At 60.9% G+C, this 22,165-nt stretch carries 20 protein-coding genes, 1 tRNA gene and 1 pseudogene; 11 read left to right on the plus strand and 11 right to left on the minus strand.

The genetic code is table 11. From position 1 onward, the window contains the following. Positions 1-69 precede the first annotated feature (69 nt). Positions 70-654, plus strand: coding sequence for an aminoacyl-tRNA hydrolase (gene pth / locus KGB27_RS15440; protein WP_008037207.1), 585 nt, complete (start codon positions 70-72; stop codon positions 652-654). A 23-nt stretch (positions 655-677) separates the two neighbouring features. Continuing rightward, positions 678-1,778 (plus strand): redox-regulated ATPase YchF, encoded by a 1,101-nt coding sequence (gene ychF, locus KGB27_RS15445; RefSeq protein WP_207286086.1) that lies wholly within the window; start codon positions 678-680, stop codon positions 1,776-1,778. 202 nt (positions 1,779-1,980) lie between these two features. On the opposite strand, the gene KGB27_RS15450 is transcribed toward ychF, so the two are convergent. Next, positions 1,981-3,198, minus strand: a complete 1,218-nt coding sequence (locus KGB27_RS15450) for an MFS transporter (RefSeq protein WP_008037203.1) — start codon at positions 3,196-3,198, stop codon at positions 1,981-1,983. A gap of 845 nt (positions 3,199-4,043) precedes the next feature. Between KGB27_RS15450 and KGB27_RS15455 the strand changes: the two genes are divergently transcribed. Further along, complete coding sequence (locus tag KGB27_RS15455; protein ID WP_411736704.1) at positions 4,044-5,579, plus strand: methyl-accepting chemotaxis protein; 1,536 nt, start codon at positions 4,044-4,046, stop codon at positions 5,577-5,579. A gap of 116 nt (positions 5,580-5,695) precedes the next feature. Continuing rightward, positions 5,696-5,772, plus strand: a tRNA-Met gene (locus KGB27_RS15460). Between the two features lie 196 nt (positions 5,773-5,968). Here KGB27_RS15460 and KGB27_RS15465 read toward each other — a convergent pair. After that, positions 5,969-7,078, minus strand: coding sequence for a DUF2817 domain-containing protein (locus KGB27_RS15465; RefSeq protein ID WP_223555182.1), 1,110 nt, complete (start codon positions 7,076-7,078; stop codon positions 5,969-5,971). A gap of 153 nt (positions 7,079-7,231) precedes the next feature. Here KGB27_RS15465 and ggt point away from each other — a divergent pair, with 153 nt between their 5' ends. Further along, on the plus strand, positions 7,232-9,064 hold the full coding sequence (ggt, locus tag KGB27_RS15470; RefSeq protein WP_223555184.1) for a gamma-glutamyltransferase: 1,833 nt from the start codon (positions 7,232-7,234) through the stop codon (positions 9,062-9,064). Positions 9,065-9,251: 187 nt separating this feature from the next. Here ggt and ddlA read toward each other — a convergent pair whose 3' ends face one another. Both ddlA and KGB27_RS15480 read right to left on the minus strand, forming a co-directional pair. Next, positions 9,252-10,346 carry a D-alanine--D-alanine ligase gene (gene ddlA / locus KGB27_RS15475; RefSeq protein ID WP_223555186.1) on the minus strand — a complete coding sequence of 365 codons (1,095 nt, stop codon included), beginning with the start codon at positions 10,344-10,346 and terminating at the stop codon, positions 9,252-9,254. Positions 10,347-10,356: 10 nt separating this feature from the next. Beyond that, positions 10,357-10,998 carry a LysE family translocator gene (locus tag KGB27_RS15480; protein WP_223555188.1) on the minus strand — a complete coding sequence of 214 codons (642 nt, stop codon included), beginning with the start codon at positions 10,996-10,998 and terminating at the stop codon, positions 10,357-10,359. A 154-nt stretch (positions 10,999-11,152) separates the two neighbouring features. On the opposite strand from KGB27_RS15480, the gene KGB27_RS15485 reads away from it, so the two are divergent. Both KGB27_RS15485 and KGB27_RS15490 read left to right on the plus strand, forming a co-directional pair. Then, positions 11,153-11,962, plus strand: coding sequence for an AraC family transcriptional regulator (locus KGB27_RS15485; protein WP_223555199.1), 810 nt, complete (start codon positions 11,153-11,155; stop codon positions 11,960-11,962). A gap of 76 nt (positions 11,963-12,038) precedes the next feature. Then, positions 12,039-12,407, plus strand: coding sequence for a cupin domain-containing protein (locus KGB27_RS15490; protein WP_223555189.1), 369 nt, complete (start codon positions 12,039-12,041; stop codon positions 12,405-12,407). Positions 12,408-12,411: 4 nt separating this feature from the next. Here KGB27_RS15490 and KGB27_RS15495 read toward each other — a convergent pair whose 3' ends face one another. The 4 genes and pseudogenes from KGB27_RS15495 to KGB27_RS15505 all read right to left on the minus strand — a co-directional run bounded on the left by KGB27_RS15495 (position 12,412) and on the right by KGB27_RS15505 (position 15,828). Beyond that, positions 12,412-13,011, minus strand: coding sequence for a flavin reductase family protein (locus tag KGB27_RS15495; RefSeq protein WP_008025833.1), 600 nt, complete (start codon positions 13,009-13,011; stop codon positions 12,412-12,414). Between the two features lie 57 nt (positions 13,012-13,068). Next, entirely contained in the window at positions 13,069-13,677 is a 609-nt protein-coding gene (locus tag KGB27_RS31580) for a methyl-accepting chemotaxis protein (RefSeq protein ID WP_411736705.1), read from the minus strand. Beyond that, positions 13,663-14,421, minus strand: a pseudogene (locus tag KGB27_RS31585) (PAS domain-containing protein); the annotation flags it as partial. The pseudogene KGB27_RS31585 and the gene KGB27_RS31580, both read right to left, overlap by 15 nt. 93 nt (positions 14,422-14,514) lie before the next feature. Further along, positions 14,515-15,828, minus strand: a complete 1,314-nt coding sequence (locus KGB27_RS15505; protein ID WP_008037185.1) for an MFS transporter — start codon at positions 15,826-15,828, stop codon at positions 14,515-14,517. Positions 15,829-16,172: 344 nt separating this feature from the next. On the opposite strand from KGB27_RS15505, the gene KGB27_RS15510 reads away from it, so the two are divergent. The 3 genes from KGB27_RS15510 (at position 16,173) to KGB27_RS15520 (ending at position 19,568) form a co-directional block, all read left to right on the plus strand. Continuing rightward, complete coding sequence (locus KGB27_RS15510; protein WP_223555191.1) at positions 16,173-17,591, plus strand: short-chain fatty acid transporter; 1,419 nt, start codon at positions 16,173-16,175, stop codon at positions 17,589-17,591. Between the two features lie 110 nt (positions 17,592-17,701). Beyond that, a complete protein-coding gene (locus KGB27_RS15515) occupies positions 17,702-18,874 on the plus strand; it encodes a hypothetical protein (RefSeq protein ID WP_223555193.1) in 1,173 nt (390 codons plus the stop codon). Positions 18,875-19,055: 181 nt separating this feature from the next. Next, positions 19,056-19,568 carry an SET domain-containing protein-lysine N-methyltransferase gene (locus KGB27_RS15520; protein WP_032832343.1) on the plus strand — a complete coding sequence of 171 codons (513 nt, stop codon included), beginning with the start codon at positions 19,056-19,058 and terminating at the stop codon, positions 19,566-19,568. Between the two features lie 12 nt (positions 19,569-19,580). On the opposite strand, the gene can is transcribed toward KGB27_RS15520, so the two are convergent. Further along, a complete protein-coding gene (gene can / locus KGB27_RS15525; protein WP_008025819.1) occupies positions 19,581-20,225 on the minus strand; it encodes a carbonate dehydratase in 645 nt (214 codons plus the stop codon). Between the two features lie 168 nt (positions 20,226-20,393). Between can and KGB27_RS15530 the strand changes: the two genes are divergently transcribed. Then, positions 20,394-20,798: a serine kinase/phosphatase gene (locus tag KGB27_RS15530; protein WP_192228933.1), complete on the plus strand. Its 405-nt coding sequence runs from the start codon at positions 20,394-20,396 to the stop codon at positions 20,796-20,798. A gap of 115 nt (positions 20,799-20,913) precedes the next feature. Here KGB27_RS15530 and rimI read toward each other — a convergent pair whose 3' ends face one another. Both rimI and KGB27_RS15540 read right to left on the minus strand, forming a co-directional pair. Next, positions 20,914-21,366, minus strand: coding sequence for a ribosomal protein S18-alanine N-acetyltransferase (rimI, locus tag KGB27_RS15535; protein ID WP_008025817.1), 453 nt, complete (start codon positions 21,364-21,366; stop codon positions 20,914-20,916). Further along, positions 21,359-22,099, minus strand: coding sequence for a hypothetical protein (locus tag KGB27_RS15540; RefSeq protein ID WP_008037180.1), 741 nt, complete (start codon positions 22,097-22,099; stop codon positions 21,359-21,361). The genes rimI and KGB27_RS15540 overlap by 8 nt, the downstream gene beginning before the upstream one ends. Between the last annotated feature and the right edge of the window lie 66 nt (positions 22,100-22,165).

Below are 22,165 nucleotides of genomic sequence, written 5' to 3' on the forward strand. Positions count from 1 at the left end.
GTCGTCCACTTTCGCCGCACACCCGGATTGCGGCGATGTTATCCACCACTCCAAAGAAGGGCCCCTATCGTGACTGCCATCAAACTGATCGTTGGCCTGGGAAATCCAGGCGCTGAATACGAACAGACCCGGCATAACGCAGGGGCCCTTTTTGTTGAGCGCATCGCGAACGCACAAGGCGTCAACCTTGTAGCGGACCGCAAATATTTCGGCCTGACCGGGCGCTATTCGCACCAGGGTCAGGATGTTCGTCTGCTGATTCCCACCACGTACATGAACCGCAGCGGCCAGGCCGTGGCGGCACTCGCCGGTTTCTTCCGCATCAAGCCTGAAGAAATCCTCGTGGCGCATGACGAACTCGACCTGCCACCGGGCGTTGCCAAACTCAAACAGGGCGGCGGCCATGGCGGTCACAACGGGTTGCGCGACATCATCGCGCAACTGGGCAATCAGAATACCTTCTACCGCTTGCGGCTTGGCATTGGCCATCCGGGCGTAGCCAGTATGGTTTCAAATTTCGTCCTGGGTCGTGCGCCACGCGCCGAACAGGAAAAACTCGATGCCAGCATCGACTTTGCCCTCGGCGTGCTGCCGGATATCCTCGCCGGGGAATGGAACCGCGCGATGAAAAACCTGCACAGCCAGAAGGCCTGACTCTACTCCTCGGGGAAAACACCATGGGATTCAATTGCGGCATCGTCGGCCTGCCTAACGTCGGTAAGTCCACCCTGTTCAACGCCCTGACCAAATCCGGGATCGCGGCCGAGAACTTCCCCTTCTGCACCATCGAGCCGAACAGCGGTATCGTGCCGATGCCGGATCCGCGTCTGGACGCCTTGGCGGCCATCGTCAAACCAAAGCGCATCCTGCCGACCACCATGGAATTCGTCGACATCGCGGGCCTCGTTGCCGGCGCCTCGAAAGGTGAAGGCCTGGGCAACAAGTTCCTGGCCAACATCCGTGAAACCGATGCCATCGCCCACGTGGTCCGCTGCTTCGAAGACGAGAACGTGATTCACGTCTCCAACAGCGTCGACCCGAAACGCGACATCGAAATCATCGACCTGGAACTGATCTTCGCCGACCTCGACAGCTGCGAGAAGCAACTGCAGAAAGTCGCACGCAACGCCAAGGGCGGTGACAAGGACGCAGTGGTCCAGAAAGGCCTGCTGGAGCAACTGATCGCTCACTTCACCGAAGGCAAGCCGGCACGCAGCCTGATGAAGAGCATGGGCACCGACGAGAAAGCAGTGATCAAGGGCTTCCACCTGCTGACCACCAAACCGGTCATGTACATCGCTAACGTCGCTGAAGACGGTTTCGAAAACAACCCGCACCTGGACGTGGTCCGCGCCATCGCCGAAGAAGAAGGCGCCGTGGTTGTTCCGGTGTGCAACAAGATCGAAGCGGAAATCGCCGAACTGGATGACGGCGAAGAGAAAGACATGTTCCTCGAAGCCCTTGGCCTCGAAGAGCCTGGCCTGAACCGCGTGATCCGCGCCGGCTACGAAATGCTGCACCTGCAGACCTACTTCACCGCCGGTGTCGAAGAAGTCCGCGCCTGGACCGTCCGCGTTGGTGCCACCGCACCGCAAGCCGCTGGCGTGATCCACACCGACTTCGAAAAAGGCTTCATCCGCGCTGAAGTCATCGCCTACGACGACTTCATCCAGTACAAGGGCGAAGCCGGCACCAAAGAAGCCGGTAAATGGCGTCTGGAAGGCAAGGACTACATCGTTAAAGACGGCGACGTGATGCACTTCCGTTTCAACGTCTAAGTTTTCAGGACGAAGCACCCGCCCAAGAAAAAGCCGCGTTTGATACGCGGCTTTTTTGTGCCTGAAATCTCGTTCACCGCAATCCTGTAGGAGCCGGCTTGCTGCGGGCGGCGTTCCGACGATCCAGACACCGCGGCTAACCAGCCAGTCCGCGTGATCGTTCATCGCCAGCAAGCCGGCTCCTACAGAAGAAATGTATAGATCAGGCCTTTTTGGTTCTTGGCAGGAAGATCGCCAACACGCCCAACAACGGCAGGAACGAGCACAGGAAGTACACGTATTCGATGCCGTGCACGTCCGCCAGATGCCCCAGCAACGCCGCGCCAATCCCGCCGAAACCGAACATCAGCCCGAAGAACACCCCGGCAATCATCCCGACATTACCCGGCACCAATTCCTGTGCATAAACCACAATGGCCGAGAATGCCGAGGCCAGGATGAAGCCAATCACCACGCTCAGAATGCTGGTCCAGAACAAATCAACATGCGGCAGGATCAGGGTGAACGGCGCAACCCCAAGGATCGAAAACCAGATCACCGCCTTACGCCCGATCTTGTCGCCAATCGGCCCGCCGAAGAAAGTCCCCGCCGCCACCGCCCCCAGAAACAGGAACAAATGCAGCTGCGAACTGGCCACCGAGAGGTCGAATTTCTCGATCAGGTAAAAGGTGAAGTAACTGGTCAGACTGGCCATGTAGAAATACTTGGAGAACACCAGCAGCCCAAGCACCACCAGCGCACTGGTGACCCTGCCCTTCGACAAGCCATGAGTGGCCGCCTGACCTTGCTTGAGCTTGAACAGGTTCAAGTGATTGGCGTACCAACGGCTGATCCGGTAGAGCACGAACAGCGCAAACAACGCGAACAAGCCGAACCACGCCACATGGCCCTGGCCGAACGGAATGATGATCGCCGCCGCCAGCAATGGGCCAAAGGCCGAACCCGCGTTACCGCCCACCTGGAACGTCGATTGCGCCAGACCGAAGCGCCCGCCCGAAGCCAGTCGCGCCACACGGGAGGCTTCCGGGTGAAAGGTCGAGGAACCAATACCGATCAGCCCTGCCGCCAGCAGGATCATCGGAAAGCTGCCGACCACCGACATCATCAAAATACCAATCAACGTACACACCGTACCGGCCGGAAGCAGCCAGGGCTTGGGATGACGATCGGTGTGGTAACCGACCCATGGTTGCAACAGCGAGGCTGTCAGTTGAAAGGTCAGGGTGATCAGGCCGACCTGGGTGAAGGTCAGGCCGTAGTTGGCCTTGAGCATCGGGTAGATCGACGGCAGCACCGACTGAATCAGGTCGTTGATCAAATGCGCCAGCGCCACGGCACCGATGATGCGCATGACCAGAGGGCTGCTTTGTGACGTCGCGGATGCCGGCGTCGCGCCGGTCTGGGCATTGCTGATAGCCATGGGAGTTTCCGTACAACAGATGGGTGCACACGGGCAGGTGCGTCAATGTGCCATTTTTCAGGGCAGCAGCGCCATCCCCTTAGCCAGCTAACGAACTAATTTCCGCAAGTAATAGCGCAACGCCATGGTCTGAATCTTGCCTTGTTATCCGCTTCAACGCGGCGCCCTTACAAAGGGCACCGAGAATGGGAAGTTTCGCTACAGAGTCGGCCTACAGAGCTGGCGAGGGTGAACTTTCGAGGCCTTTAAAAAGGGCACGAGTCGCGGTCGCAACGACCTCGACGCACGCCATTGGTGCGTGGTGTCCAGAGGAGTCATGGGGCATGCAGGCTTTTTTATCTCCGGGGATCGGGTTGCTGGGGCGATTCGGCTTCGCCCGTAAATTTCAGTTGTTGTTTCTGCTGTTTATCCTGCCACTGGCGGGTAGCCTGCTGATGATCGGCCAGGACTATCGCGCCAAACTGAACCTGATTTCCGGCGAACGTGCCGGGGTTCGGCAACTGCTCGCGCTGGATGCGCTGGATAACCTGCTCGCCGCCCAGCGTGATCGCGCCGCGCGCTGGCGTGCCACCGAGACCAATCGCCAACCGACACCGGCCACCCTCGCCGCGATGGCGGCGTTCGATGCCGTTCAGCCGGCGGTTGCGCAAGCCACCACGGACCTTGGCAACGCGCTGCAAACCGAAGGCGCCGAGGGCGAAACCCTCACTCGCTACCAGGCGCTGCAAACCGCGCTCAACGGCCTCGATTCGAAAAGCCTGAGCAGCGTCGGCTGGTGGCCGGACGGTTACGACCGTTTCACCAACGCCTTGAGTGCCCTGCAGGCCCTGCGCGAGCAGATCGCCATGGACAATCGCCTGACCCTCGCACCGTGGCTGGAAACCTACCTGCTGACGCAGATCTCGACGCAACACGCGCCGGACCTGATCGAGCGCGTCGGCCGTCTGGCCAGCGTCGGCCAGGCGTCGGTGGTGTCCGGGCAATTCACCCTGCAAAGCCGCCTGCAATTGCGCGACCTGCGTAGCCGCATCGGCGACGCCCGCGAGCAGCTTGTCAAAACCGCTGGCCTGCTGGAAGCGCGCCTGCCCAGTGCCTTGCAGGCGTGGGCCGGGCAGTACCATGACAACCTCAAACACCTCGACGCCGAGCTGAAAGTCCTCGATGACGGCGTGTTTGGCGGCAGCATCAAACTCAAACCCGAGGAGTTCGAACGCAGCCTGGACAGCCTGCTCACCGACCTCGCTTCGCTACGCCAGCAGTCGCTGGTCTCGCTGGATCAGCGTCTGGATTACTACCATGGCTCGGCGATCCGCCAGTTCATTCTGGTGGCCGTGATCTTTGGTTGCCTGCTGCTGGCCGCGTTGTACCTGTTCATCTGCTTGCAGGCTTCGATCCGCCGCAGCGCCAGCGGCATCACGCTGCTGGCCGAAGCCTTGCGCGACGGCAATCTGAGCCTGCAAGTGCCGGTTGAAGGCCGCGACGAACTGGCGGCGATCAGCACCGCGCTCAACGTTGCGGTGGTGCAACTGCGCAATAGTCTGTTGGGGGTCGATCACGAAACTTTGCAGCTGAGTAACGCGGTGCGCACGCTCAATCACCATTCCAGTGGCGCCTTGGGCGAGGTTGAAGCGCAGCAGTTGCAGATCAGTCAGATCGCGGCAGCGGCAACGCAATTGGCCGCCACTTCCCAAGGGGTTGCCCAGAGTTGCGAACAGGCCTCCGGCAGCGCTCAGCATACCCAGCGCATTGCTGCCGACAGTAGCCGTGACAGCCAGCGCACAACGGCGAGCATCCAGCAGCTCAACCAGCGTTTGAACGACACGGCGGCCGCACTCGGACGGGTCAGCGAACAAGGGCAGCAGATTCAGTTGGTGGTCGACACCATTCGCGGCGTCGCCGAGCAGACCAACCTGTTGGCGCTCAACGCCGCTATCGAGGCCGCGCGTGCCGGTGAACAGGGCCGTGGCTTTGCGGTGGTGGCCGATGAAGTGCGCAGCCTCTCGCAGCGCACCCAATCGTCCACTGCGCAGATCGCCGGCACCGTCGACAGCCTGCGCAACACGGTGAACGAAGCCGTGAGCCTGATGGAAGCCGCCTGTGGCCAGGCGCAATCCGATGCGCAAGCAGTCACTGGCCTCGGCGAACGACTGGGGGAAATCGCCAGTGCCGTGCAGAGTGTCACCGACACGTTGGCGCAAATTGCCACGGCGGTCGACGAGCAAGCAACCACTGCCGACGAAGTCAGCGGCAACATCCAGCAGGTCGATCAGGCGGCTGTCCGCTTGCTCGAAGGCGCGCGGGCGGTGAACCTGGCGGCGGACACCTTGAGCCAGGGCAGCAAGGCCCTGAGTGCCAATACCGGGAGATTCCAGCTCGGTTGACGCCCTCCCCCGGTCCGGTTTTTCGGCTCAAGTGGATAAGCGGTTGAAAGCGTAGAGAAATATTTTAGATTTACGCTTGACGCATCTGCATTACCGGTGAATAATGCGCGCCACTTGGCTACATAGCTCAGTTGGTTAGAGCATAGCATTCATAATGCTGGGGTCCGGGGTTCAAGTCCCTGTGTAGCCACCAAGTACTAAAAACGGCTTACCGAAAGGTAGGCCGTTTTTTTATGCCCGGAGAAAAGTGCACGGATTCTTTGGCCAACACATACACGGGCATGTGTCGTGCGCGAACTCTTTGCCCGACACAAAACCTGTAGGAGCCGGCTTGCCGGCGATGGCGGCCTGACAGGCTCCACAAAACCTGAACCGGACCACAACGCCTGTCAGGAACGCATTGCCGCCAGCGCCGACAACGCCCGCTCCCATATCTGCCACGTACGCAACCAGACCATCGCCTGCCAGTCGCTGTCGGCAGGATAGAACTGTTCCAGCAGATTCAGTTTGATCTCGCGCCCCACGGCATCGCCGGGATTGCCGTGCAGATGCAGCCAATGATCGTCACGCAGATGACGATGAACCTCGGCCCCCGGATACGTCCCGCACTCAATCACGAAGGGCATCAGGCGCACCTGCGGCAACGCATCGATCAGCGCCTGCGAGGTGTAGCCGGTTGCCGTCGCGGCCACGCCGGTTTCGCTCAGCGTATCGGCACCGGTCAGCAGCGTGTAGAGCCATGGCCCGTAAATAGCCTGCGCCTCGGGCAACGCCGGGTAAGCCGACTCGGTGATGGTCAGCAACATCGGATGGCCGTACTCCCCGGCGCCGGTGTGCAGGTCAAAGCACATCGCGACCTCGGCGTGGGCGACATGCTTTTGCAGGATCTGGTGCAACGTACGGTTCGACCAGGCCGGTGCTCGCCCGCCATAGAACAGACCATCGGGATGACTGTGCTGGCCGCCCTCGACAATCGACATCACCGCCGGCCAGCCGTGATCGTGGATCTGCTGGTTGAGCAGCGCATCGGCGCGATCACGCTCGGGGCCTGCCAACTCAGTGCAGGCATAGATTTCATGCAGCGCGGCGTAGGCCCGGTTGTCCGGCAGTGGATGTTCAAAATTCAGGTGATTGCGGTTCAGGTCGATGTTGTCTTCGTTGACCCGGCGCAGCCACGCCGTGCCCCAGGGATTGATCAGATGAACGAACACCACGGCGACATCGGCCGGCAGTGAACGCTTGCCCAACTCCTGCATCCATTTGATCTGACAGCCCGAGCCATAGAAACCTTCGACCCCGTGAGTGCCGCTCAACGCGACCAGCAAGCGCTTGGCGCCCGGATCACCGAGTACCGCCACATCGGTGCTCAACGGCTCACCGAACGGCCCTTTGAGCGGGTGCGGGTACTCAGTCAGCGTCGCGCCGGCCGTGGTCGCTGCGGCCAGAAACTGTTCACGCTGGATGCGATAGCCGGGCTGGGTGGGAAAGTCGGTCTGCATGTCTGCCTCTTGTTTGTTTTCTGGCCTGCCTGTTGCCCTCGACCCTACAGAAAATCCGTCAATGGATGAAGGACAAAACGTCCTGTGGTTTGCGTCGCTTCCTGTCGGCCGATAAAGTCCCCTGAACTTTTCCCACGGACGGAGTGCCCCCGCGTGTTCTCAACCCTTCATTTGAGCCGCTATCGCCTGTCAGCCCTTTCGCTGATTGCCAGTGCATTAATCCTCGCGGCGTGCAGTGCCCCGCCCTCCTCGACCTTACCGGTCGCACCGGAAACCGCATCGGGCTATCGCACCGACCTGCAAACCCGCCACGCCTCGAAACACATGGCAGCAGCAGCCAACCCACTCGCCGCCGAAGCCGGACGGGCGATGCTGCGTCAGGGCGGTTCGGCGATTGATGCCGCCATCGCCATGCAAGCAGTGCTGACGCTGGTCGAGCCGCAATCGTCGGGGATCGGTGGTGGCGCGTTGATTGTGTTGTGGGATGGCAAAGCCGTGCGCACGTACGACGGTCGCGAAACCGCACCGGCCGGCGCCACCGAGAAGCTATTCCTGCAGGCCGACGGCAAACCGATGCCGTTCACTCAGGCGCAGATTGGCGGTCGTTCGGTCGGCACGCCGGGCGTGTTGCGGGCGCTGGAACTGGCCCATCAAAAACACGGTCGCCTGCCCTGGGCGCAGCTGTTCGAGCCGGCGATCAAACTCGCGGAACAAGGCTTCGCCATCTCGCCGCGCCTGCATCAGTTGATTGCTTCGGATTCGTCCATGCAGCGCTCGCCGGACATGATGGCGTACTTCCTGAACGCGGATGGCAGCCCGAAAGCCGTCGGCACCTCACTGAAAAATCCGGCACTGGCCGCCGTGTTCAAACGCATCGCCAAGGAAGGTCCCGATGCGCTGTACAAAGGCCCCATCGCACAGGAAATCGTCGCCAAGGTTCAAGGCCACGCCAACCCCGGCACGCTGTCGCTGAACGACCTCAACGGTTACACCGCCAAGGAACGCGCGCCGCTGTGCACCGATTACAAACGTTGGCAAGTCTGCGGCATGCCGCCACCGTCGTCGGGCGGAATCGCCGTGGCGCAGATTCTCGGCACCTTGCAGGCGCTGGAAGCCCGCGACCCGCGCTATGCCCTGGCGCCACTGAAGCCAGTCAAAAGCACCCAACCCGCCGGCATCGAACCGGCCCCTGAAGCCGTGCACCTGATCTCCGAAGCCGAGCGCCTCGCCTACGCCGACCGTGCACAGTACGTCGCCGACAGCGACTTCGTGCCCGTCCCGGTCAAAGGCCTGGTGGACCCGACCTATCTGGCCAGCCGCGCCGCCCTGATCGGTGATCGCAGCATGGGCACGGCCAAACCCGGCACCCCGCCGGGCATTCAGGTCGCCTACGCGCCGGACCGTTCGCCACTGCGCATTTCCACCTCTCAGGTGGTGGCGGTCGATGACCTGGGTGGTGCGGTATCGATGACCACCACGGTCGAATCCGCGTTCGGCTCACACCTGATGGTCCAGGGCTTTCTGCTCAACAACCAGATGACCGACTTCTCGTTCATCCCCGAAGAAAACGGGCAAAAGGTCGCCAACCGCGTCGAACCCGGCAAACGCCCGCGCTCCTCCATGGCGCCGACCCTGATCTTCGACCGCCAGAGCGGTGAATTCCTCGCCACCATCGGCTCTCCCGGCGGCTCGCAAATCATCGAGTACGTGGCCAAATCTACCCTGGGCCTGCTCGACTGGAACCTCGACCCGCAAACCGCCATCAACCTGCCCAACTTCGGCAGCCGCAACGGCCCGACCGAACTGGAACGCGGGCAGTTCAGCGCTGAGCTGATTCAGGCGCTGAAGGACAAGGGGCACAACGTGAGCGAGATCGACATGACCAGCGGGACGCAGGCGATTCTCCGGGTCAGGGATGCACAGGGGAAAGCGTCTCTGGCGGGTGGAGCAGATCCAAGGCGTGAGGGGGAAGCGTTGGGGGATTGAGTCCTGCGCAGTGCTGAAAGCCGGATGCTCCTGAATCCGTTGCAGGAGCGGGCTTGCTCGCGAAAAACGTCTGGAGAACGCGGTCATTCAGATAGCACGCGTTATCGTTGACGATCTTCGCTGGCAAGCCAGCTCCTACAGGGAAATACGTCGTTTGAGAGGCTGAGCCTGAACAATCGCACGCAAACTAACGAGAAATCTTCAACACCTGCCGCGCCCTGTGCTTTTCCAACGCCAGCTCGATCAGACGACTGACCAGCTCGCTGTACGTCATGCCCGTGGCCTGCCACAACTTGGGGTACATGCTGATGCGGGTGAAACCGGGCAGCGAGTTGATCTCGTTGATCAGCACTTCACCGCTCTCCGTCAGGAACACATCGACCCGCGCCAGCCCGGAGCAGCCGAGCACCTGAAACGCCTCGACGGCCAGGGCCCGAATGCGTTCGCTGGCTTCGGTACTGATGTCAGCCGGAACCACCACTTGCGCGGCCTGTGCGTCGATGTACTTGCTGTCGTAGGAATAAAACCCGCTGCGCACGACGATTTCGCCACAGCCACTGGCGATAGCGTCTTCGTTGCCGAGCACCGCGCATTCGATCTCCCGACCGCTGACGGCTGATTCGACCAGCACTTTCTCATCGAAACCCAAGGCCAATTCGATCGCTGCCGTGTACTCGGCCTCATCGTTGACCTTGCTCACACCCACCGAAGAGCCCTGATTCGCCGGTTTGACGAACAGCGGCAGCCCGAGTTTGCCCCGGACCTCGGCGAACCCGGTGCGCTTGGCGGTTGCGCGGGTCAGGGTCACGAACGGCGTCACCGCCAACCCGGCATCGCGCAGCAGGCGTTTGCTGATGTCCTTGTCCATGCACACCGCAGAGCCCAGCACATCGGAGCCGACAAACGGCAGATCGGCCATGCGCAGCAACCCTTGCAGGCAACCGTCTTCACCCAGCGTGCCGTGGACGATCGGGAAGATCACATCAACGTGGCCCAACAGCTCCTGACTGGAAGTCTCCACCAATTGCTGACGGGTTTTGCCCGGCACCACGGCGAGTTCGCGGTTGGATTGGTTGAGGGCGATCAGCGCCGGGTTTTCCTGGTTGAGCAGGAAATTCGACGGGTCGTTCAAGTGCCAATGACCCTGTTTATCGATACCGATCAGCACCGGATCGAAGCGCGAACGATCCAGTGCGTCGACGATGTTTTTCGCCGATTGCAGCGACACTTCGTGCTCCGCCGAACGGCCGCCAAAAATAATGCCTACCCGCAGTTTGCTCATTCAGAACTCCTTAGCGACTGGCCACCAGATGCGCACCGAACAACAGGTAGCAACTGCCGGCAAAGCGATCCAGCCATTGGCGCGAACGGTCGTACACCCGCGCCATCCGACGGCTGGAGAAAACCAGCGCCACGCTGCAATACCAACTGAACGACAACGTCGCCATGGTCAATACGGCCAGCGCCAGCAATGTCGGGGGCACCGTCGCGGGCATGGCGGTCGCGAAGATCGTCGCCACGAACAGTGCGGATTTTGGGTTGGTCATGTTGCCCAGAAAACCCTGGCCATACACCGACCACAATGTGCGCCTCGCGCCGTCAATCAAGCGGCTGTCGCCCGCAGCAACCGGCGGTTTGCGCTTGAACTGCTTCAAGCCGAGGTAGATCAGGTAACAACCACCGGCAATCTTGAAGCTCAGGTAAAGCGTCGGTGCCGCGCTGAACAGCGACTTGATGCCCAACCCGCCCGCCAGCCCCCAGAGCACCGTGCCGGTGGCCACGCCCAGCGCAGCCACCACGCCGTGACGTTTGGATTGACTGGCTGCCAGTTGCGCGATGTTGAAGAAGTTCGGCCCCGGCGTCACCACCGCAACCGTCCACAACAGCGCCAGCGACAACAACGGAGCGGCGTAGCTCAGGTGGGATATTTCCATAATGGGGGTCGCCTTCTTGGCTGCAGAGGATGCGCAACACATTGCAACATTTGCACTCGGTTTTCTACTCGCGCGAGACCTTCCATCCGCCAGCAGACAGACGACCGGTCACTGAGCTAACGTGTTCTGCATCAAGCTCAAGATAACGATCACCATGGCCCGACACCCGCCTCGCAATGACTGGTTCCACCGCGCACCCGACGTTTCCGGCCTGCAGCGTTTCGAAGCGTTTTTTGCAGGTCACGGCTACGACTTGCACCGCCACGACACCTACGCCATCGGTCACACCCTGGCCGGCGTGCAGAGTTACCAGTACCGCGGCGCCTGGCGCCACAGCCTGCCCGGCGGGACGATGGTGCTGCACCCGGACGAAGTCCACGATGGCGAGGCCGGGACCGAGAGCGGGTTCCACTACCGGATGATGTACATCGAACCGGCGCTGATCCAGCAGATGCTTGGCGGTCAGCCGCTGCCGTTCATCAAGAACGGGCTGTCGACCGACCCACGCCTGTTCGCCGCCACCCAAGTGCTGCTGCGCAGTCTCGATTGCCCGCTCGATCCGCTGGAAGAACAGGACGCGCTGTTCGATCTGGCGCAAGCCTTGAACACTGTCGGCGGAGTGACCACCACGCGCCCAAGCTTCGACTATGTGGCAGCGGAACGCGCGCGAGAGTACATGCACAGCGCCCTGGATCGCACCGTGACCCTGGAAGAACTGGCGCACCACAGCGGTCGGGATCGTTGGAGCCTGTCACGGGACTTTCGCCTGTTGTTCGGCACCAGCCCTTATCGATACCTGACCATGCGTCGCCTGGACCTGGTCCGTTCGCTGCTGATTCAGGGCCAGTCGCTGGTCAGTGCCGCGCTGATCGCCGGCTTCACCGATCAGAGCCACATGACCCGCCAGTTCAGCAAAACCTACGGCTTGTCACCGGCGCGCTGGATGAAAATGCACCGGCGCTGAGCCACGCACAATCGTACAAGAAGCGCGCCGTTGCGCTGGTTACCGTGGTTCTACGATCAACCACGAGAGCTGCTTCATGAAAGCTTACGAAAGCCTGAACTTCGCCGAAAAAATCTCACGAATCGACTCGCACTGGACACCGCGCGTCATTGCCGAAATGAACGACTACCAGTTCAAGGTGGTGAAGTTGCTGGGGGATTTCATCTGGCACGACCACCTCGATACCGACGAAGCCTTCATCGTGCTCGAAGGCCAGTTGCGCATCGATTTTCGTGATGGTCACGTGCTGGTGAACGCCGGCGAAATGTACGTGGTGTCCAAGGGCATCGAGCACAAGCCGTTCGCCGAGCAAGAGGTGAAACTCCTGCTGATCGAACCCCGGGGCGTGTTGAACACCGGCAATAAGGGTGGCGAGCGCACGGCGGAGAATGACCTCTGGGTCTGAAGCCTTACGGCTGCAAGGCTTTGCCGTCCACCGGATCACCGATGGTCAGGAAATGCCCGCCCGCCACGTGGTGCAAGGTGCGCAACGCATCGTGCCCCTCGAAATGCCAGCGTCCGTCGCTGAACACGCGCTCGTCCGCCTGGGCCGCAATCACTTCGGCCAGGAACAGATCGTATTGTTGGTGGTTGTTCGGTTCCGGCAGCAACCGGCATTCCAGCCAGGCCACGCAACCTTCGAGCATCGGCGCATCGATCAACTCGCCGCTGAAGGTCTGCAAGCCATAGGTCTGGAACTTGTCCCGACCCTGGCCTTGAGTCAGCTCCAGGCCCGAGGTCGAGCCGACGGTTTGCGCGATATCGGCCTGGGCAGCACAGGGTACGTTCAAAACGAATGTGCCCGACGCTTCCAGCAGGTGCCGGGTCCAGGTGGACTTGTCCAGCACCACGGCAATTTTCGGCGGTTCGAAATCCAGTGGCATGGCCCAGGCCGCCGCCATGATGTTGCGCTGCCCGTCATGGGCCGCACTGACCAGCACGGTCGGCCCATGGTTGAGCAGGCGATAAGCCTTGGACAAGGGAACCGGACGGCGATGGGAAGCGCTCATTGGATCTGCTCCTGGGAAAAGAGCCGATTGTAGCGATATCCGCCCGGTTCGCAGGCATCAAGTCGTTAGCTGGTTGGCAAACTGCCCGACCGCGTTCACCACTTTCTGCGCGCCGTCCTGAATCTCGACAATCACCGTGCCCGCCTCTGCCGCCAGCGCCAGCCCCTGCTCTGCCTGAGTTTTGCCGTCGGTCATCAGCGACACCGCATTACGCGCCATGTCCTGGTTCTGACGCACCACCAGGACAATTTCATCGGTGGCCTGACTGGTGCGCGAAGCCAATTGCCGGACCTCGTCCGCGACCACGGCAAAACCACGACCCTGCTCACCGGCACGGGCCGCTTCGATCGCCGCGTTGAGTGCCAGCAGGTTGGTCTGTTCGGCGATGCCGCTGATGGTTTTGACGATGGTGCCGATCACCAGCGACTGCTCGTTCAAAGCCTCGATGCCCTCGCCGGCCGTTTGCATGTGCTTGGCCAGGTCGCGCATCACGTTCACCGCTTGCGTCACTACGGCCGTGCCGCGCTGGGCGCTTTGATCGGTTTGCTGCGAGGTGCCGTAGGCAATGTTCGCCGCTTCAGCGACGGCCAGCTCCTGATTGACCTGATCGGTAATCACCGTGGCGAACTTCACCACTTTGTAGAGTTTGTTATTGGCGTCGACCACCGGGTTGTAGGACGCCTCCAGCCAGACAGTACGCCCGTGGCTGTCGATGCGTTTGAAGCGGCCGGCCACGAATTCCCCGGAATTCAGGCGACGCCAGAAGTCCTGATACTCGGCACTGGTGTGCTCCTGCGCTTCACAGAAGAGACGGTGATGTTTGCCTTTGATCTGCGCGAGGCTGTAACCCATGCCGTTGAGGAAGCGGTCGTTGGCCGACAACACGTTGCCAGCGAGGTCGAACTCGATCACCGCCGTCGAGCGCACCAGCGCGCCGATCAGGTTCTCGTGTTCACGGGATGCCTCGATGGTGCGGGTCAGGTCACTGGAGTAAATCGAGAAATGCTTGATCCGCCCGTCCCCGGAGCGCACCGGCTGCACAATCGAACGCAACCAGGCCTCTTGGCCATCGCCACGCAACAAGCGCACCGCACCGGCAAAGTGCTCGCCTCGGGTCAGCGCAGCCTTGAAGCGGTGATGGAATTCGTCGGACTTCACGTGAACCGGAACGATGTCTTCGATAGGACGATCGATCAGGTCGTGGCTCTTGTAGAGCATCTCGCTGAGAAAATTCTGATTGACCGATTGAATCCGCCCGTCGGGATCCAGGGTCAGGACCAGCATCTCGCTTTCCAGACTTTCCTTCACTTGCTGAAGGCTGGAGAGTTCTTCGCGAAGAGCCGACAACTCTTGCTTCAAGCGTTTGTTGAACATGGGAAAGCACCGATGGACAGAGATAGAAAGCGGCATGCAGCCTAGCCATCGGCCTTGGGGATGTTTTCTGAAGAGTGTTTCAGGGTTGTCCTACAAAAATAGTTGTCTTGGACGCAGCGCCACCTTCAATCAGATGGCGCCAGCCGCCGGGCAATTGCCTGTGCTCGGCGTACGCGCGCCGAAATACAGCGCGCTGCTCACGCCCACCGCGCCCATCACCGCGCAGAAAATCACGCAGATCCAAGGGCTCCACGGCATCAGACCGATCAGCAACAGCGGCGTGATACTCGCCCACGCGGCGTAGGCAATGTTGTACGTGAAGGAAATCCCCGAGACGCGAATCCGCGCCGGGAACAGGCTGACCATCACCGACGGCACCGCGCCGACCACGCCACAACTCAGGCCGGCAATCGCGTACGCCAGACCGATCCAGTTGCCGCCGATGATCAGGCAGGTATAAAGCACGCCGATGCCCAGCGGCAGCAGCAGGCTGTACAGCATCACGGTGCGCCAGGCGCCGATACGGTCGACGAGCAATCCGGCGAGCACGCAGCCGATGTTCAGGAACACGATGCCCAATGCGCTCAGGCCGAAGGTGTGGCTGGCGGTCATGCCGAAGGTTTTCTGCATCATAGTCGGGGTGATGACCACAAACACCACCACGGCTGAAGTCAGCACGCAGGTGAGGATCATCGCCGGCAAAATGGCCAGGCGATGCTCACGCAGAACCGTGCGCAGTGGCAGTTCGACGGCGGCATCACGCTTCGCCTGCATCGCCATGAACACCGGGGTTTCATTGAGCCAGCGGCGCAGCCAGACGCCAATCACGCCAAATACGCCACCCAGCAGGAACGGGTAACGCCATGCGAAATCGAGGATCTCCGCCGGGGTGAACGCCTGTGCCAGAAAGGTCGCTGTCAGCGCGCCGATCAAGTAGCCAAAGGTCAACCCGGCCTGAAGGAAACCCAGTGCATAACCGCGATGCCCGGCCGGCGCGTGCTCGGCGACGAACACCCAGGCGCTCGGCACCTCCCCGCCCACCGCCGCGCCTTGCAACACCCGCAGGACCAACAGCAGCAAGGGTGCGAAATAACCGATCTGGGCGTAGGTCGGCATGATGCCGATCAGCAGGCACGGCAGCGCCATCATCAGAATGCTCAGGCTGAAGACTTTCTTGCGCCCCAGCCGGTCGGCGAAATGCGCCATCAGAATCCCGCCCAACGGCCGCGCCAGGTAACCGGTGACAAAAATCCCGAAACTTTGCAGCAGGCGCAGCCACTCAGGCATTTCCGGCGGGAAGAACAGCTGACTGAGGGTCAGGGCGAAAAACACGAAGATGATGAAATCGTAGATTTCCAGCGCGCCGCCGAGGGCCGCAAGGCCGAGGGTCTTGTAGTCCGAACGGCTGAACGGTGCCGGGCGCGAATCGTTAAGGGCAGTCATCAAAAGAACTCTGGCATGGGCAAAAAACCAAGGCGCCCATGGTCTACGCAAACGCGCCAGCGGACAACCCGTTAGACCATAGTCCCGTATCGGTAAAACTTCGTCACAAATCCTGACCGATTGATTTACTGTTGGCGCCTGTCCAGACGGGCGTTGCAGCCAGTGCCGATCAAAAACTGTAAGAGCGAGCCTGCTCGCGATGGACTCGAGAACGACGCGTTTAATCAGTAAACACGCGTCATCGTTTACGACCATCGCGAGCAGGCTCGCTCCCACAATAAAAACGGCGTTAGGCCTTTGCAGCCCTGAAGACCACAACAATCATAAAAATTCGAGGTACTCCCGTGGCCGCTGATATCGAAGATACCCGCTCCGCCCGTTTTGCCCTGCGCTGTTCAAGTTTTGCCGAACGCTGGTTTCCTGATTCCTGGGTGTTTGCTGCGCTGGCGGTGATCATCGTCGCCGTGGCCACCCTGTTCATGGGCGCCAAACCCACCGACGCCGCGATGGCCTTCGGTGACGGGTTCTGGAGCCTGATCCCGTTCACCATGCAGATGGCGTTCGTGGTAATCGGTGGTTATGTAGTCGCCAGCTCGCCGCCCGCCGTCAAGCTGATCGACCGTCTGGCGCGCATCCCCAAGAACGGCCGCTCCGCCGTGGCGGGGGTGGCGCTGATTTCCATGGTCGCGTCGCTGCTGAACTGGGGCTTGTCGCTGGTGTTCGGCGGCTTGTTGGTGCGCGCCCTAGCCCGCCGCGTCGACCTGAAAATGGATTATCGCGCCGCCGGTGCTGCCGCCTACCTGGGCCTTGGCGCGGTGTGGGCCCTGGGCCTCTCGTCGTCCGCCGCGCAGTTACAGGCCAACCCGGCCAGTTTGCCGCCATCGATTCTGTCGATCACCGGGGTGATTCCGTTCACGCAAACCATCTTTCTCTGGCAGTCCGGCGTCATGTTGCTGGCGCTGATCGTGATCTCGCTGATCATTGCCTACGCCACCGCCCCAGGCCCGAACTCGGCCCGCGATGCCAAGGCCTGCGGCATCGACCCGAGCTTCAACCTGCCGCCGCTGCAACCGCGCACTCGCCCCGGCGAATGGCTGGAACACAGCCCGCTGCTGACGATTCTGCTGGTGCTGCTGGCGGCCGGGTGGCTGTTCCACGAGTTCTCGACCAAACCGGCGATCAGTGCGATTTCCGGGCTGAACACCTACAACTTCCTGTTCATCATGCTCGGTGCCTTGCTGCACTGGCGCCCGCGCAGCTTCCTCGATGCGGTGTCCCGCGCGGTGCCGACCACCACCGGCGTGCTGATCCAGTTCCCGTTGTACGGCTCGATCGCCGCGCTGATGACCACGGTCAAAGGCACTGACGCGCAGACCCTGGCGCACCACATCTCGACCTTTTTCGTACAAATCGCGTCCCACGACACCTACGCGCTGCTGATGGGCGTGTACTCGGCGATCCTCGGGTTCTTCATCCCGTCGGGCGGCGGCAAGTGGATCATCGAAGCGCCGTACGTGATGCAAGTGGCCACCGACCTGAACTACCACCTGGGCTGGGCCGTGCAGATCTACAACGCCGCCGAAGCCCTGCCGAACCTGATCAACCCGTTCTACATGCTGCCGCTGCTGGGTGTGCTGGGTTTGAAGGCGCGGGACTTGATCGGGTTTTCGTTCGTGCAACTGCTGGTGCACACGCCGCTGGTGCTGTTTCTGCTGTGGGCGCTGGGGACGACACTGACGTATACGGCGCCGGTGATGCCGTAATGCAAAAAGGGGCCGATATTTCTATCGGCCCCTACTTCTCGTTCGGCCTCTTCTGTTTCAGTATGTCTTCGCCCGTTCTCGAGGGCCCACACGCTGAAAAGGATCTGAGCATGTTCAAACTCGCAGCACTCACCCTTGCCGCCCTGACCCTGAGCACCGCCGCCCAGGCGGATGCCGATCTGAAGCTGGGCAGCACCGAGCGCGTCACCCGGCTGTTCGCTTACCCCAACAATTGCAACGTGATCTGCTTTCGCAACTGGACGCTGGAGCAAACCGTCGAGCATTACCTGACGCAGAGCGTGCAGCGTGATGGTTACAGCGATGCGAAGGTGCAGGTCAAAACCGATAACAATCAGCTCTATGCCGCAATCACCGGTGTGCCCAAAGGCTATGAAAAGCCGTTGGCAGCGCTGCTCGATGCCGGCGATCTGGCTTATACCGGCGCCAGCAAGCTGAATGCCGACGGCAAGTGGGCTTACAGCTGGTACTTGTTCCTGCCGCTGGGCATGGCCCTGGAGAACCGCAGAAGTGTCGAGCTGCTGCACTTCCCGCCGGATTACTCGCTGACTCAGGCCCAGGACTATCTGGAGTCCAAGACCACCGATCGCTGGGCCACGCTGCTGACGATCAACGGCATCCCTGCCGATCAGACACCGGCTTTCCAGACCATCATCGACATCGCGCCGATCGCCGCGCCCTCCAACGCCGGCAAAGATCTGGAAGGCGTTTACGACTACTTCAAGGACTACCAGACCACCATGGTCAAGGAAGTCAGCCAGAACGCCAGCGGTGCCACGTTGCCGATGGTCGCGTTCGGTGCGCCGGTGCGTAACTGGATCAAGCAGCAATACGGGCCGACCGTAAACGTGCTGGGCCTGGCAACCATCAGTCCGAAAGAAGGGGTGAAAGTGCCGGTGCTGGGTTCCAACCACCCGAGCTACATCTGGTACGCCGCCGACCCGGACAGCTACACCGGTAAAGATGCCCAGGCCCAGGCCGACGCGGCGGGCCTGAAAGTCATGGGCCAGGACTTGAGTGCCGCATGCTGGCAGGCCGCCATGGGCCGCGACCTCGACAGCAATCCAGACATTGAGCTGAGAAGTTGCACCCAGACCTGGCAAGTGGCCCAGGCAGTTAAAACTTGCGAACTGTTCTACACCTCGATCCGTAACCTGACGCCTGGGCAAGCCACGGCCAAATGCGCGACGACGCCGATCAAGGCTCAACTCAAACAGCTCAAGGTCCCCACGCCTGCGACCGCAGTGCCTGCTACGCATCTGTAAAAAACTGAACGGCGTTCCTGCGTGAGCCTTGGCTGACGTGGGAACGCGCGCTTTTCCTCTGTCAGTTATGACAGTAGACCGGTGGTTTTTTTTGCGAGAGTCTTGAGGCGTACCCATGTGCTGCAGGGCTGACAGGATGTCAGCTGACGGAGGTCGCAGCGCCCCGCCGACAAGGATTGTGATGAAACCCCACGCTGAGCAAGGAATCACCTCACCGCCATTCAATGGCATCTATCCGTTTATGGAATTGCCCCCTCGACTGGGATTCCCTACCACGGAAGACTTTCAAATCATCAACAATGCTCAGGGAGAGCCGATCGCTGTCGCCGCTTTGCGCGAATTCCCTCGGCTCAGCCGAATCTGCCGTATTTCCGGGCATTTGCTGCCCTATCGCTGCCGACGCACTCGGCAAATGGCGCCGGGCATTCATGTCTATGACCCGCGCTTCTGCGGATTGCTTAACCACGCCTGCGACCCCAACGCCTTTCTCGACATGAGTGAACTGTGGTTATGGGCGCTGAAGGACATCAGAAAAGGTGATCGGCTGACGATGGATTTCGCCACGACGGAAGACAGGCTGCAGCGGCAGTTTGCCTGCCGCTGTGGTTGTACTTGCTGCCGTGGCTGGATCACCGGCTACGACGAATCGCCGAATGCCGATGGCCAGTTGTTCTTCCAGAACTGGCGCCGATGACGCCGGGGGCTTTTACAGCGGCTCGAATGGACGCAGGCGGTACTGCGGCGGCAACTGCTCGAAACCACTGATGGTGGCATTCAGACTCTTCCACCGACCGTCCTTGATGCCGTAGATGCAGCCGTGAATCGACAGTTTCTGCCCGCGGTGCCAGGCGTTTTGCACAATGCTGGTATGCCCGACGTTGGCCACTTGCTGGATCACGTTGAGTTCGCAGAGGCGATCGACCCGCTCTTCTTCGGTCGGCAGTTTGGAGAGTTCTTCGCGCTTTTCGTAGTAAAGGTCACGAATCGACCGCAGCCAGCCATCGATCAAGCCGAACTGGCGATCCTGCATCGAAGCACGCACACCGCCGCAGCCATAGTGGCCGGTAACGAGGATGTGTTTGACCTTGAGCACGTCCACCGCGTACTGAATCACCGATAGGCAGTTGAGGTCTGTGTGCAGCACCACGTTGGCCACGTTGCGGTGGACGAACAGGTCACCGGGCAGCATGCCGACAATCTCGTTCGCCGGTACGCGGGCGTCGGAGCAGCCGATCCAGAGGAATTCCGGCGTTTGCTGACGCGCCAGTTTGGCGAAGAAATCAGGATCTTCTTTGGTGATCGCGTCAGCCCAGCGCTCGTTGTTATCAATCAGATCTTGTAAGTCGTTCATGCAATGAAGCCTCGAGAATGATGCGCTGCTTTGACAGACAACCGCCCGTCGGGGTCACGCGCAAGATGCAGATTGCCGATGAGGCATATTACCGGTGTTCCCTGCCGGCGGAATTCCGGGCAGCCCAGTGGGTCTACCGTAGTAAGGCTCACAGTATGAGGAATTACCATGAATGATTCACGACGTCCGTACGATGCGGCGCAACCCGAGCCCATCGACGACAACGAAGACCGCATGGGTTCGCTGCAGGAGCTGGATTTCGAGGAGGAAGAACCCAGCGCGAAAATCGGCGACGAACTGACGCAAACGGAACGCGAGCGACTGATACCGCGCGCGCGCGTGCGTGAAGCCGGCATGACCGGCGCCTCGACCGCTGATCATGAATCCACCGATGATGACTTGAGCCCGGAAACGTTGATCCGTGAAGACGGTGCGCGGGATGCGCATGAAGCCGGTGACGATTACCGGGCCGATTGGGATTTGAGCATCGTCGATGAAGATGACATCGGCGGGGGTAATGGGTTGGATGAAGAAGAACTGGCGCGGCTGGATCCGCTGGATGGGAATCGGTGATCGTGGGTGTCAATGAGGACGCCTTCGCGGGCAAGTCGGATCGCCGCCCGCTCGCTCCTACGTTTGCAATGCAATTCCCTGTAGGAGCGAGGCTTGCCCGCGAAGCTTTTAAGGCTCAATCCACCAGGGTGCAGGCCATGACCACCGCATCTTCGCGCCCACCCACCGCCGGATAATAATCCCGACGCCGGCCAATCTCGTTGAACCCGTACCGCTCATACAACCGGAACGCCGAGCGATTGCTGTCGCGCACTTCCAGAAAACATTCCCGCGCCTCAGCCTTGTAGGCAATCGACATCAGGTGCTCCAGCAGCGTCAAACCCAGGCCACGGCCCTGATTTTCCGGTTTGACGGTGATGTTCAGCAGGTGCGCTTCATCCAGAATGATCTGCACCACACCGTGCCCGACCTGCTGCGAACCTTCGAACATCAGCCAGATCTGGTACTTGCCCAGCCCATCGAGAAAAATCCCGCGGGTCCAGGGATGGCTGTACGCCGCAAATTCAATTTTCAGGACAGCGTCCAAGTCCGCCTCGGTCATCGGGCGAAACGATACAGCGTCACTCATTCGATTCTTTCCAGCGCGCCATCAGCCGACGCATGGCTTGCCAGACATCAGCCTTACGCTGTGGCTCTTCCATTAATAATTCCAGGCCCGGCAGGGCCCAGACCGCGCCCAGGCCTTCGACCTGAAGTTCACGATTGAAGGATTCGGCGTTGGCCTCGCCGGCAAAACGCACCGCCGGCAGGCCGATCAGCCACACGCAGACGCACGGTGCGTCTTCCAGCCGAGCCGAGAGAAAACCTTGTACGAAGTCACGAGCCGCTTCCGGGCCTTGATCCATGGTGCCGCGAACCAACAATGGCCAGCGCACCGGTTCGCCGACAATTTGCGGGCTGTCCGGCAGACCGGCGGCACGCAGCATGTCCTTGAGCAGCAGATAGGCGGGATCGCGGGTCTGGAAGGTTTCGCCTGTGGGTAACTCCACCAACAGCAGGCAACGACCGGCACGCAGCAATTGCAGGGCGAAACGCGGTGGCGGCACGACCGGCGCCTTGACCGCGACCGGTGCCTCTTCTTCTTCGACCTTGGCGTTGGTGCGCGTGCTGGCCAACGATGGCCGCGGCACCTCGATTTTTACCCGTTCGGCCGGTTTGACCACAGGTTCCGCAGGCGCATCGGCCACTGGAGCCAGCGCCACCGGGGCGACGACCAACGGCTCCGGCATTTCCAGCAGCTCGGGCCGCGAGGGCGCGGCAAAGGGCAATTCGGTACGCGGCAGCCAGTTGACCACCTGCATGGCGGTCAAATAAGCGCGGCGACGGGACTCGATTAGCAAAGGTCGGCCACTTGTGGATAACTAAAG

Source organism: Pseudomonas sp. BF-R-01 (assembly GCF_019946615.1).
GTDB lineage: Bacteria > Pseudomonadota > Gammaproteobacteria > Pseudomonadales > Pseudomonadaceae > Aquipseudomonas > Aquipseudomonas migulae.

Coding starts and splice junctions, on each gene's coding strand:
- ychF (WP_207286086.1), top strand. CDS start 678: ATGGGATTCAATTGCGGCATCGTCGGCCTGCCTAACGTCGGTAAGTCC.
- KGB27_RS15450 (WP_008037203.1), bottom strand. CDS start 3,198: ATGGCTATCAGCAATGCCCAGACCGGCGCGACGCCGGCATCCGCGACG.
- KGB27_RS15455 (WP_411736704.1), top strand. CDS start 4,044: ATGGACAATCGCCTGACCCTCGCACCGTGGCTGGAAACCTACCTGCTG.
- KGB27_RS15465 (WP_223555182.1), bottom strand. CDS start 7,078: ATGCAGACCGACTTTCCCACCCAGCCCGGCTATCGCATCCAGCGTGAA.
- ddlA (WP_223555186.1), bottom strand. CDS start 10,346: ATGAGCAAACTGCGGGTAGGCATTATTTTTGGCGGCCGTTCGGCGGAG.
- KGB27_RS15480 (WP_223555188.1), bottom strand. CDS start 10,998: ATGGAAATATCCCACCTGAGCTACGCCGCTCCGTTGTTGTCGCTGGCG.
- KGB27_RS15485 (WP_223555199.1), top strand. CDS start 11,153: ATGGCCCGACACCCGCCTCGCAATGACTGGTTCCACCGCGCACCCGAC.
- KGB27_RS15490 (WP_223555189.1), top strand. CDS start 12,039: ATGAAAGCTTACGAAAGCCTGAACTTCGCCGAAAAAATCTCACGAATC.
- KGB27_RS15495 (WP_008025833.1), bottom strand. CDS start 13,011: ATGAGCGCTTCCCATCGCCGTCCGGTTCCCTTGTCCAAGGCTTATCGC.
- KGB27_RS15505 (WP_008037185.1), bottom strand. CDS start 15,828: ATGACTGCCCTTAACGATTCGCGCCCGGCACCGTTCAGCCGTTCGGAC.
- KGB27_RS15515 (WP_223555193.1), top strand. CDS start 17,702: ATGTTCAAACTCGCAGCACTCACCCTTGCCGCCCTGACCCTGAGCACC.
- KGB27_RS15520 (WP_032832343.1), top strand. CDS start 19,056: ATGAAACCCCACGCTGAGCAAGGAATCACCTCACCGCCATTCAATGGC.
- can (WP_008025819.1), bottom strand. CDS start 20,225: ATGAACGACTTACAAGATCTGATTGATAACAACGAGCGCTGGGCTGAC.
- KGB27_RS15530 (WP_192228933.1), top strand. CDS start 20,394: ATGAATGATTCACGACGTCCGTACGATGCGGCGCAACCCGAGCCCATC.
- rimI (WP_008025817.1), bottom strand. CDS start 21,366: ATGAGTGACGCTGTATCGTTTCGCCCGATGACCGAGGCGGACTTGGAC.
- KGB27_RS15540 (WP_008037180.1), bottom strand. CDS start 22,099: ATGCAGGTGGTCAACTGGCTGCCGCGTACCGAATTGCCCTTTGCCGCG.